The sequence below is a fragment of the Pseudomonas koreensis genome, assembly GCF_025447595.1.
Lineage (GTDB): Bacteria > Pseudomonadota > Gammaproteobacteria > Pseudomonadales > Pseudomonadaceae > Aquipseudomonas > Aquipseudomonas koreensis_H.
The window spans coordinates 82,328-92,716 of the sequence record NZ_JAOEJU010000020.1; the positions used below are offsets into that span (position 1 = coordinate 82,328).

General features: G+C 62.6%; 12 protein-coding genes. 5 read left to right on the forward strand and 7 right to left on the reverse strand.

Annotated features, from left to right (window positions below):
- The first annotated feature begins 43 nt into the window (after positions 1–43).
- Complete coding sequence (locus N8H71_RS21735; RefSeq protein WP_115079505.1) at positions 44–478, forward strand: NINE protein; 435 nt, start codon at positions 44–46, stop codon at positions 476–478.
- A gap of 83 nt (positions 479–561) precedes the next feature.
- On the opposite strand, the gene N8H71_RS21740 is transcribed toward N8H71_RS21735, so the two are convergent.
- The 7 genes from N8H71_RS21740 to gshB form a co-directional block, all read right to left on the reverse strand.
- Positions 562–1,833 carry a dihydroorotase gene (locus N8H71_RS21740; RefSeq protein WP_085746690.1) on the reverse strand — a complete coding sequence of 424 codons (1,272 nt, stop codon included), beginning with the start codon at positions 1,831–1,833 and terminating at the stop codon, positions 562–564.
- The gene (locus N8H71_RS21745; RefSeq protein WP_007913665.1) at positions 1,830–2,834 is read right to left on the reverse strand and encodes an aspartate carbamoyltransferase catalytic subunit; all 1,005 of its coding nucleotides are present in this window, start codon (positions 2,832–2,834) and stop codon (positions 1,830–1,832) included. Before N8H71_RS21745 ends, N8H71_RS21740 begins: the two co-directional genes overlap by 4 nt.
- Before the next feature lie 27 nt (positions 2,835–2,861).
- Entirely contained in the window at positions 2,862–3,365 is a 504-nt protein-coding gene (gene pyrR / locus N8H71_RS21750; RefSeq protein ID WP_007953335.1) for a bifunctional pyr operon transcriptional regulator/uracil phosphoribosyltransferase PyrR, read from the reverse strand.
- 81 nt (positions 3,366–3,446) lie between these two features.
- A complete protein-coding gene (gene ruvX, locus N8H71_RS21755) occupies positions 3,447–3,884 on the reverse strand; it encodes a Holliday junction resolvase RuvX (protein WP_007953334.1) in 438 nt (145 codons plus the stop codon).
- Positions 3,884–4,456: a YqgE/AlgH family protein gene (locus N8H71_RS21760; protein WP_039767938.1), complete on the reverse strand. Its 573-nt coding sequence runs from the start codon at positions 4,454–4,456 to the stop codon at positions 3,884–3,886. Before N8H71_RS21760 ends, ruvX begins: the two co-directional genes overlap by 1 nt.
- Before the next feature lie 169 nt (positions 4,457–4,625).
- Positions 4,626–5,525 (reverse strand): energy transducer TonB, encoded by a 900-nt coding sequence (locus N8H71_RS21765; protein ID WP_262195624.1) that lies wholly within the window; start codon positions 5,523–5,525, stop codon positions 4,626–4,628.
- 107 nt (positions 5,526–5,632) lie between these two features.
- On the reverse strand, positions 5,633–6,583 hold the full coding sequence (gene gshB / locus N8H71_RS21770) for a glutathione synthase (protein WP_007953331.1): 951 nt from the start codon (positions 6,581–6,583) through the stop codon (positions 5,633–5,635).
- Positions 6,584–6,807: 224 nt separating this feature from the next.
- Here gshB and pilG point away from each other — a divergent pair, with 224 nt between their 5' ends.
- The 4 genes from pilG (at position 6,808) to N8H71_RS21790 (ending at position 10,388) form a co-directional block, all read left to right on the forward strand.
- Entirely contained in the window at positions 6,808–7,212 is a 405-nt protein-coding gene (pilG, locus tag N8H71_RS21775; protein WP_007953330.1) for a twitching motility response regulator PilG, read from the forward strand.
- 60 nt (positions 7,213–7,272) lie between these two features.
- Positions 7,273–7,638: a twitching motility response regulator PilH gene (pilH, locus tag N8H71_RS21780; RefSeq protein ID WP_011336365.1), complete on the forward strand. Its 366-nt coding sequence runs from the start codon at positions 7,273–7,275 to the stop codon at positions 7,636–7,638.
- A gap of 10 nt (positions 7,639–7,648) precedes the next feature.
- Entirely contained in the window at positions 7,649–8,188 is a 540-nt protein-coding gene (locus tag N8H71_RS21785) for a chemotaxis protein CheW (protein ID WP_262195625.1), read from the forward strand.
- 139 nt (positions 8,189–8,327) lie between these two features.
- On the forward strand, positions 8,328–10,388 hold the full coding sequence (locus tag N8H71_RS21790; protein ID WP_262195626.1) for a methyl-accepting chemotaxis protein: 2,061 nt from the start codon (positions 8,328–8,330) through the stop codon (positions 10,386–10,388).
- Position 10,389: the final 1 nt, after the last annotated feature.

Here is a 10,389-nt window from a genome sequence, read left to right on the forward strand (position 1 = left end):
AAGAATTAAAGAATATTTATCTATCGCGTGTATCGAGGTCTTAATGAACGGCTATCAGCTGCCCCGTGTGAAGGAAAAAGACACCCATAGCAAGGTGATCGGCTACCTGTTGTGGATTTTCGGTTTCACAGGTTCTCACCGCTTCTATTACGGCAAGCCGGTGACCGGCACGATCTGGTTTTTCACCTTCGGACTGCTGGGGATCGGCTGGCTGATCGACGTGTTCCTGATCCCGGCGATGGATCGCGAAGCCGACCTGCGTTTTGCGGCGGGTCCTATCGAATACAACGTGGCGTGGATCCTGCTGACCTTCCTCGGCGCATTCGGTGTGCACCGGATGTATCAGGGCAAGTGGATCACAGGTTTGCTGTACCTGCTGACCGGCGGGCTGTTCTTTCTGGGCGTGCTGTATGACTTCTGGACACTGAACGATCAGGTGTCGGTGCGTAATGCCGAAGGGCGTGGTGCCTTCCAATAAAGCTTCGCGAGCAAGCTCGCTCCCACAGGGTTCGTGGTGACCTTGTGGGAGCGAGCTTGCTCGCGATTGGGGTCAACTCGGTATCAAGCCTGATGACTGATCCGGCCATCCACCAGCGTGTAACGCACCACACCCGGCAGGCTATGGCCGAGGAACGGGCAGTTCTCGCCTTTCGACAGCCAGGTTTCGCCAGCCACGGTCGAGGCCTTCGGATCGAACAGCACGATATCCGCCGCGCCACCCACCGCCAGTTTGCCCGCCGGCAGGCGCAGGGCCTCGGCCGGGCCGGCGCTCAGGCGCGCCAGCAGGGTCGGCAGATCCAGCAGACCATCCTCGACCAGCGTCATCGCCAGCGGCAGCAGCAGTTCGACGCTGCTGATGCCCGGCTCGGTCGCGCCGAACGGTGCCAGTTTCGCATCGCGTTCATGGGGCTGGTGATGGCTGGAAATCGCCGAGACCACGCCGGACTTCACCGCCTCGCGCAGACCATCGCGGTCGGCGCGGGTGCGCAGCGGCGGTTGCACGTGATACAGGCTGCTGAAGTCGATCAGCGCTTCGTCCGTCAGGATCAGCTGATACAGGGCGACATCCGCCGTGACTTTCAAACCACGGGCCTGGGCCTGAGCAATCAGAGCCACACCGCGAGCACTGGTCAACTGGCTGAAGTGAGCACGCACGCCGGTCTGCTCGACCAGCAGCAGATCACGGGCCAGGGCCACGGTTTCAGCTGTTTCCGGGATGCCCGGCAGGCCGAGGAAGCTGGCGGTGGCGCCTTCGTGGGCCAGGCCGCCGTCGGCGAGGTCGTGATCCTGCGAGTTGAAAATCACCGTCAGGTCGAAGGTCGCCGCGTAATCCAGCGCCCGGCACAGGGTGCGGGTGTTGCGGAAGCTTTCCAGGCCGTTGCCGAACGCCACGCAACCGGCGTCGCGCAGGGCAACCAGCTCGGCCAGTTGTTCGCCGTCCAGACCTTTGCTCAGGGCGCCGATCGGGAACACCTTGGTGTTGCCGGCCTCGCGGGCGCGGTCGAGGATCAGCTCGGCCACAGCGGAGGTGTCGAGCACCGGTCTGGTCTTCGGCGGGCAGCACAGGCTGGTCACGCCGCCGGCCGCAGCAGCGCGGGTTTCGCTGGCGATGGTGCCTTTGCGGCTGTAGCCCGGCTCGCGCAGGGCGACGTTGAGGTCTACGAGGCCTGGAGCGGCGACAAGGCCTTGGGCGTCGATGGTTTCGACGGCGGTGAAGCCGGCCGGTGCAGCGCCGAGGGCGACGATCTTGCAGGCTTCAACGTGAATATCGGTGATTTGATCCAGGCCGCTGCTTGGATCGATGACGCGGGCGCCGAGAATGCTGAGCTTCACTGGGCGTTCTCCTGCTCGAATTGACGTTGCGCCGTTTGCCCGCTCATGGCCATCGACAGCACGGCCATACGGATTGCGATGCCGTAGGTGACTTGATTGAGGATCACCGAGTGCGGGCCGTCGGCCACCGCCGACTCGATCTCCACCCCACGGTTGATCGGCCCCGGGTGCATGACGATGCAATCGGGTTTGGCGCCGGCCAGGCGCGCGGTGGTCAGGCCGAACAGGCGGTAGAACTCGCCTTCGCTCGGCAGCAGGCCGCCGGTCATGCGCTCACGCTGCAGGCGCAGCATGATCACCACGTCGACGTCTTTCAGGCCTTCGGTCATGTCGGTGTAGACCTTCACGCCGTACTGCTCGATGCCGATCGGCAACAGGGTCTTCGGTGCGATCACGCGGATGTCCGGGCAACCGAGGGTCTTCAGGGCGAGCATGTTCGACCGCGCCACCCGCGAGTGCAGGATGTCGCCGACGATGGCCACCGAGAGGTTCTCGAAACCGCCCTTGTGGCGGCGGATGGTCAGCATGTCGAGCATGCCCTGGGTCGGGTGGGCGTGTCGGCCATCGCCGCCGTTGATGATCGCCACTTGTGGGCAGACATGTTCGGCGATGAAGTGCGCAGCGCCCGAGTCGCCGTGGCGCACGACGAACATGTCGGCGGCCATGGCTTCCAGATTGCGCAGGGTGTCGAGCAGGGTTTCACCCTTGCTGGCCGACGAGGTCGACACGTTCAGGGTGATCACGTCCGCCGACAGCCGCTGGGCCGCCAGTTCGAAAGTGGTGCGGGTGCGAGTCGAGTTTTCGAAGAACACGTTGCACACGGTCTTGCCGCGCAGCAACGGGACCTTCTTCACGGCCCGTGCACCGACTTCGAGGAACGAGTCGGCGGTGTCGAGGATTTCCGTCAGCAACTCGCGGCGCAGGCCGTCGAGCGAGAGGAAGTGGCGCAGCTGGCCCTGATCATTGAGCTGCAGCGGGCGCTTGGTATCTAGAGGCGTCATCGCGAGGGGGACTCTCAATAGGGCGGATTAAAGGGCAAGGTCTTGCAGTTCGAGGGCCAGCTCCGGGCCGGACAGCTTCACCCGTTCGTGGGCGGCCAGCGACAGGGTCGCGCCAACCACGTTCGGGCGGATCGGCAGTTCGCCGGCGTCCAGGTCCAGCAGGCAGACCAGCGTTACGCTGGCCGGGCGGCCGTAGTCGAACAGTTCGTTCATGGCGGCGCGGATGGTCCGGCCGCTCATCAGTACGTCGTCGATCAGCACCAGATGCTGGCCTTCGATTTCGAAGGGCAGGGCGGACGGGCGCACCTGCGGGTGCAGGCCGTTCTGGCTGAAGTCGTCGCGGTAGAAGGAAACATCCAGCGTGCCCAATGGCGCGTCGCTGCCCAGCTCTGCGAGCAGGGCCTGGGCGACCCAGACGCCGCCGGTGCGGATGCCGATGTAACGCGGTTCGCTGATGTCACGCTGGGCAAGGTGCGCCTTGAGGCGTGTCGCCATCTGGCTGATCAGATCGGCGGGATTGGGCAGGCTCATGGTTGCTCCTTCTCGGGGTCGAGCCGGTTCTCGCGAACCGGGGCTCGGGTTGTAACCAAAAGAAAAGCGCCGTAGCGCTTGTCAGGATTCAAATAGTGCGGTGTTTTCGTCGAGCCAGCCTTGCAGCAGCAGGGCGGCGGCGATGGCGTCCACCGGGTTGTCGCGGTAGCTGCCTTTCTGCCCGCCGCGCACCAGCCGCTCGCCCTTGGCTTCGAAGGTCGTCAGGCGTTCATCGTGGGTATAGAAAGGCAGGTTGAAGCGGCCGTTGAGGCGGCGGGCGAATTTCTCGGCGCGGGCGCACATCTCGCTGGGCGTGCCGTCCATGTTCAGCGGCAGGCCGACCACCACGGCGTCGGGTTTCCATTCCTTTATCAGGGCTTCGACCTGATTCCAGTCCGGCACACCGTTTTGCGCCTTCAAGGTGCACAGTTCGCGGGCCTGGCCGGTAATCACCTGGCCGACCGCCACGCCGATCTGTTTGGTGCCGTAGTCGAAGCCGAGGATCAGGCGCAGGGCCATCAGGCGTGTCCTGCCTGGCTGGTCAGCAGGCTGAGGTTGATCCCCAGGTGCTTGGCCGCCGCTTCCAGGCGCAGTTCACTGCTGGTGTTGAACAGGATGTCGGCGTCGTACGGGCAGGTCAGCCAGGCGTTGTCGGCCAGTTCGGCCTCCAGCTGACCGGCTTCCCAACCGGCATAACCGAGGGTGATGACGCTTTTGGCCGGGCCCACGCCATCGGCGATGGCGAACAGCACGTCCTGCGAGGTGGACAGGGCCAGATCGCCCTCCAGCTCAACGGTAGCCTGGAACGTCTTGCCCGCCGGGTGCAGGACAAAACCGCGATCGGTCTGCACCGGGCCGCCGATGAAGATCGGCACATGCTGGCACAGCGCTGGCGGATCGATGTCCGGGCGCAGTTGTTCGAGAATGTCGGCCAGATTCAGCTCTTGCGGTCGGTTGACCACCAGCCCCATGGCGCCATTGGCCGTGTGCTCGACGATGTAGGTCAAGGTGTGGGCAAAGTTCGGGTCGGCCATGTGTGGCATGGCGATCAGGAAGTGATGCTTGAGGTAGCTGGGGCTGACGTTTTTCATGTGCGCTAGTGTGGCGTTCGGGGGGCGAACTGACAAGCTGGAGATGCTTGCAACACTGTTCCAATGTGGGAGCGAGCTTGCTCGCGAAAGCGGTGGATCAGTCACATCAATGTTGTATGACACACCGCATTCGCGAGCAAGCTCGCTCCCACAGGGGTTCTTCGGTGTGTCAGTTGCTCGAGAGTTTGTCACCGCGGGCAAATTTCCAGGTGCGGATGATTTCCAGCCGGTCGATGTCCGACAGGTCGCCGGTAAACGGTGCAAACGGAGCTGCCAGTCGCACGATGCGCTGCGCCGCCTGATCCAGCAGAGGCTGGCCGGAAGACTCCAGCACCAGCACTTCGTACAGCGAGCCGTCGCGGTTGATCGACACCATCAGGCGCAGATTGCCGTAGATCTGCTTGCGCCGGGCTTCGTCGGGATAATTGAGGTTGCCGATGCGCTCGACCTTCTTGCGCCATTCGTCCTTGTACCAGGCGCCCTTGTCGCGCATGGTCGAGGCAGCGCTCAGGCGGTGGATACGCGGGCGCTTGGCGTACAGCTGTTGTTCGTTGGCCAGTTCGGCTTCAAGGCTGGCGATGTCGCTGGAGAGCTGCGAGCTGTCGAAAGTCGGGGCATCGACCGTCGGTTTGGTCTCGGTCTTGGCTTCTTCTTTCTTGGTCGGCGCCTTTTTCGGTTTCGGCGCGACGGTGGTCACGGCCGCCTTGGGCGCGGCTTCCTGCACTTCCGGCTTGGCGGCCGGCGGCGGGGTGACTTTCTTGACCTGATTGTCCTGGAACGGCGCGACCTCGGTGGTCTTGGGGATTGCCTTCTTGTCGAGGGTGCCGCTGCCTTCCTGGTTTTCCTGGGCGAGGAAATCGGCCTTCGCCGGCTTCTTTTCGCTCTTGAAGGTGGCGAGGGTAATTTCCAGGGTTTTGCTGATCTGCTTGGGCTCGACTATGGTGAAACCCACGCCGAGCAGTAGCGCCAGATGGATCAGCGCCGCGAGAAACAGGGTAAATCCGAGGCGATCGACCGGGCGCACGCCTTTATGGGCGAGTTCAGCGGGCAGATCGGACGGAAGTGTCATGACAAGAAAACCAACATCGCGTTTTTCACAGGCCGCGCATGATAACGCAATGTTGGTTTCACGCCTTGGGCTTCAAGCATCAAGCGACAGGCTGCATGTGATGCACATCAAGCTTGCAGCTTTTTCTCGATCGCATCCATCAGCAGACCGCCGATGTCGGTGCCGAAGGCATTGTCGATTTCGCGGATGCAGGTCGGGCTGGTGACGTTGATTTCGGTCAGGTGCTCGCCGATCACGTCCAGGCCGACGAACAGCAGGCCTTTTTCGCGCAAGGTCGGGCCGACCTGGGCGGCGATCCAGCGATCCTTGTCGGTCAACGGACGGGCTTCGCCACGACCGCCAGCCGCGAGGTTGCCACGGGTTTCGCCCTGGGCCGGAATCCGCGCCAGGCAGTAATCCACCGGCTCGCCGTCGATCATCAGGATGCGCTTGTCGCCGTCCTTGATCGCCGGCAGGTAGGCCTGGCCCATGATCTGCTGGGCGCCGAGGGCGGTCAGGGTTTCCAGAATCACCGACAGGTTCGGATCGCCGGCGCGGTGACGGAAGATCGAGGTACCGCCCATGCCGTCCAGCGGCTTGAGGATCACGTCGCCGTGTTTGGCGGCGAATTCACGCAGCACATCGGCGCGGCGGCTGACCACGGTCGGCGGCGTGCACTGTGGGAACAGCGTGGCGAACAGCTTTTCGTTGCAGTCACGCAGGCTCTGCGGCTTGTTGACCACCAGCACCCCGGCGGACTCGGCCTGTTCGAGCAGGTAGGTGGAGTAGACGAACTCCATGTCGAACGGCGGATCCTTGCGCATCAGGATCACGTTCAGGTCGCTCAGCAGCGAATCCTGCTCGGTGCCCAGTTCGAACCATTTTTCCGGGTTGGCGAAGACTTTCAGCGGTTTCATCCGCGCCCGAGCCTGGCCTTCACCCTGATAAAGGTCTTTCTGTTCCATATAGAACAGTTCCCAGCCGCGCTTCTGCGCCGCCAGCAGCATGGCCAGCGAGCTATCCTTTTTATAGGAAATGCTGGCGATAGGGTCCATGACAATCCCGACGCGAACGCTCATTGGGTTTTCCTCGAAAATTGGCTACCGGATCGGTATGAAAAAAGTGCCGCCAGAGTGGCGCCGGGCGGGTTTTCGGTCAAGGAAAAACCCGTCGATAGATTGCGTCTGGAGACTGTGCTAAAAAGGCTCCCAACCGTGCTGGCCCTTGAGCATCAAGGGTTTCCAGCCATCAGTCATCGCAAAACGGACAAATTGATTCGCAAAGGCGACGGTAGAGCCCCCTTATGGAACAGCAGTCCAGCGCCTTGAAGGTCATGGTGATCGACGACTCGAAAACGATTCGTCGCACCGCTGAGACCCTGTTGAAAAATGCAGGGTGCGAAGTCATCACCGCGATCGACGGTTTTGACGCCCTGGCGAAGATCGCCGACCACCATCCCGGGATCATCTTTGTCGACATCATGATGCCGCGTCTGGATGGTTATCAGACCTGCGCTTTAATCAAGAACAACAACGCGTTCAAGGGCACGCCGGTGATCATGCTGTCGTCCCGGGACGGCTTGTTCGACAAGGCCAAGGGGCGGATTGTCGGTTCCGATCAATTTTTGACCAAACCTTTCAGCAAGGAAGAACTGCTCGACGCGATTTCGGCCCATGTTCCGGGCTTCGCTGCCGCTTTGCCGCAGTAAGACACGCACAGAGACGCTCGGCCAGCGGGCCCGGTGTCGACAAGAAAAATGGGGAAGACCATGGCACGTATCCTGATCGTCGATGATTCGCCGACCGAAATGTACAAACTCACCGGCATGCTGGAAAAGCACGGGCACGAAGTGCTGAAAGCCGAAAACGGCGCCGACGGCGTGGCCCTGGCCCGCCAGGAAAAACCCGACGCGGTGCTGATGGACATCGTCATGCCCGGCCTCAACGGCTTCCAGGCTACCCGTCAGTTGACCAAGGATGCGGAAACCAGCCACATCCCGGTGATCATCATCACCACCAAGGATCAGGAGACCGACAAGGTCTGGGGCACCCGCCAGGGCGCCAGGGACTACCTGACCAAACCGGTCGACGAAGACACGCTGATCAAGACCCTGAACAACGTGCTGGCCGGTTGACCGCGCCGCCATGAGCGAGTCGCTGACCGCGTTCGAACTGTTGTGGCAGATCGACCAGCGCTGTCGCCTGCTGGCGGCGGACCTGCCGTCGCAACCGGCGCGGCAGGATCGCTGGAGCGGCATCGGCTTTCGTCTGGGCGAGCACTGGTACGTCACGCCGATGGGCGAAGTCAGCGAAGTGCTGCCCGAACTGCGCGTCACCCAGCTGCCGGGCGTCAAGCCGTGGGTCAAGGGCGTGGCCAATCTGCGCGGACGCTTGCTGCCGGTCATGGACCTGTGCGGATTCTTCGGCCATGAGCTGTCACCGATGCGCAAACAGCGGCGGGTATTGGTGGTAGAGCATCAGGACGTGTTTGCCGGGTTGCTGGTCGATGAAGTCTTCGGCCTGCAGCACTTCGAGCAGGACAGTTTCGAATCCGTCTCGATCAGTAAACGGCAAGGCTCCAAGGGCGAGTTCATCAAGGGCTATTTCCGGCGCGAGCAGAACTGGCGGGTGTTCAGCCTGTTTGCGCTGGCGCAGTCACCGAGTTTCATGCACGTCGCAATTTAGCAGCAACACCAGAGAACCCCCTGTGGGAGCGAGCCTGCTCGCGATTGAACGATAACGCGGTGAAACAGTGCCACCGCAGGGCCTGAATCGCGAGCAGGCTCGCTCCCACAGGTTCTTCGGCAAGTCTTGGAAGGTGCGGATGATCAAAGCAAAAACAGGCAAGCCCGCAGAAGGCTCGCGCAGCCGCTCGCAGATCATCGTGCTGTTCATCGCACTGATCGTGTTCATCATGCTGCTGTTCGCCAACTTCGCTTACCTCAACACCCAGGCCAACTACGACAAGCAGTACATCGGCCACGCCGGCGAGCTGCGGGTCCTGTCGCAGCGGATCGCCAAGAACGCCACCGAAGCCGCCGCCGGCAAGGCCGCCGCGTTCAAACTGTTGAGCGATGCGCGCAACGACTTCGCCCAGCGCTGGGGCTACCTGAAGAAAGGCGACTCGGCCACCGGCCTGCCGCCGGCGCCGTCCACCGTGCGCCCGGAAATGCGCGCCGTGCAGCTGGACTGGGAACGCCTGCTGAAAAACACCGACGCGATTCTTTCCAGCGAACAGACCGTGCTGTCCCTGCATCAGGTGGCCGCGACCCTGGCCGAAACCGTGCCGCAGTTGCAGATCGAATACGAAAAAGTCGTCGAGATTCTCCTGCAACGGGGTGCGCCGGCGGCGCAAGTGGCGATGGCCCAGCGTCAGTCGCTGCTGGCCGAGCGGATTCTAGGCGCGGTGAACACCGTGCTGTCGGGCGATGAAAATTCCCAGCAGGCCGCCGACGCTTTCGGTCGCGATGCTGCGCGCTTCGGTCAGGTGCTTAACGGCATGCTGCAGGGCAACCCGGCCCTGAAGATCAGTCAGGTCGAAGACCGCGATGCCCGCGCTCGCTTGAGCGAGATCTCCGAGCTGTTCCAGTTCGTCTCGGGTTCGGTGGATGAAATCCTCGAAACCTCGCCGGAGCTGTTCAAGGTTCGTGAGTCGGCCACCAATATCTTCAGCCTGTCGCAGACCCTGCTCGACGAAGCCTCGCACCTGGCCACCGGTTTCGAGAACCTTGCCGGCGGTCGCAGCACCGATACCATCGGCGGTTATGTGCTGGGCCTGCTGGCGCTGGCTTCGATCATCCTGATCGGCATGGTCATGGTCCGGGAAACCAACCGTCAGTTGCGCGAGACCGCCGAGAAAAACGAACGCAACCAGAACGCGATCATGCGCCTGCTCGACGAGATCGAAGACCTCGCCGACGGCGACCTGACTGTAACGGCCTCGGTGACCGAAGACTTCACCGGGACCATCGCCGACTCGATCAACTATTCCGTCGACCAGTTGCGCGATCTGGTGGCGACCATCAACCTCACCGCCGGCCAGGTCGCCGCTGCGGTGCAGGAAACCCAGGCCACCGCCATGCACCTGGCCCAGGCCTCGGAGCATCAGGCCCAGCAGATTTCCGAAGCCTCGACCGCGATCAGCGACATGGCCCAGTCCATCGATCAGGTGTCGGCCAACGCCGCTGAATCCTCGGCGGTTGCCGAGCGGTCGGTGGAGATCGCCAACAAGGGCAACGAGGTGGTGCACAACACCATCCACGGCATGGACAACATTCGCGAACAGATCCAGGACACCGCCAAGCGCATCAAGCGTCTGGGCGAGTCGTCTCAGGAAATCGGCGACATCGTCAGCCTGATCGATGACATCGCTGACCAGACCAACATTCTTGCCCTCAACGCGGCAATTCAGGCCTCGATGGCCGGTGACGCCGGGCGCGGTTTTGCCGTGGTTGCCGACGAAGTCCAGCGGCTGGCCGAGCGTTCGTCCGCCGCGACCCGACAGATCGAAACGCTGGTGCGGGCGATCCAGACCGACACCAACGAAGCCGTGATTTCCATGGAACAGACCACCACCGAAGTGGTGCGCGGCGCGCGGCTGGCGCAGGATGCCGGTGTGGCCCTGGAAGAAATCGAAGGCGTATCCAAGATCCTTGCAGCGCTGATCCAGAGCATTTCCAACGCGGCGCAGCAACAGACGTCTTCGGCCGGGCAGATTTCCCTGACGATGAACGTGATCCAGCAGATCACCTCGCAGACCTCGTCCGGCTCCACGGCCACCGCCGAGAGCATCGGCAACCTGGCGAAAATGGCCAGCCAGTTGCGTCGCTCGGTGTCCGGGTTCACCTTGCCGGCGGCGCCTGCGCCCGTCGCGGACAAGGCGTGAG

Excerpts from the sequence above, each read along its gene's own strand:
- N8H71_RS21735 (WP_115079505.1), top strand. The coding sequence starts at position 44 with ATGAACGGCTATCAGCTGCCCCGTGTGAAGGAAAAAGACACCCATAGC.
- N8H71_RS21745 (WP_007913665.1), bottom strand. The coding sequence starts at position 2,834 with ATGACGCCTCTAGATACCAAGCGCCCGCTGCAGCTCAATGATCAGGGC.
- pyrR (WP_007953335.1), bottom strand. The coding sequence starts at position 3,365 with ATGAGCCTGCCCAATCCCGCCGATCTGATCAGCCAGATGGCGACACGC.
- ruvX (WP_007953334.1), bottom strand. The coding sequence starts at position 3,884 with ATGGCCCTGCGCCTGATCCTCGGCTTCGACTACGGCACCAAACAGATC.
- N8H71_RS21760 (WP_039767938.1), bottom strand. The coding sequence starts at position 4,456 with ATGAAAAACGTCAGCCCCAGCTACCTCAAGCATCACTTCCTGATCGCC.
- N8H71_RS21765 (WP_262195624.1), bottom strand. The coding sequence starts at position 5,525 with ATGACACTTCCGTCCGATCTGCCCGCTGAACTCGCCCATAAAGGCGTG.
- gshB (WP_007953331.1), bottom strand. The coding sequence starts at position 6,583 with ATGAGCGTTCGCGTCGGGATTGTCATGGACCCTATCGCCAGCATTTCC.
- pilG (WP_007953330.1), top strand. The coding sequence starts at position 6,808 with ATGGAACAGCAGTCCAGCGCCTTGAAGGTCATGGTGATCGACGACTCG.
- pilH (WP_011336365.1), top strand. The coding sequence starts at position 7,273 with ATGGCACGTATCCTGATCGTCGATGATTCGCCGACCGAAATGTACAAA.
- N8H71_RS21785 (WP_262195625.1), top strand. The coding sequence starts at position 7,649 with ATGAGCGAGTCGCTGACCGCGTTCGAACTGTTGTGGCAGATCGACCAG.
- N8H71_RS21790 (WP_262195626.1), top strand. The coding sequence starts at position 8,328 with ATGATCAAAGCAAAAACAGGCAAGCCCGCAGAAGGCTCGCGCAGCCGC.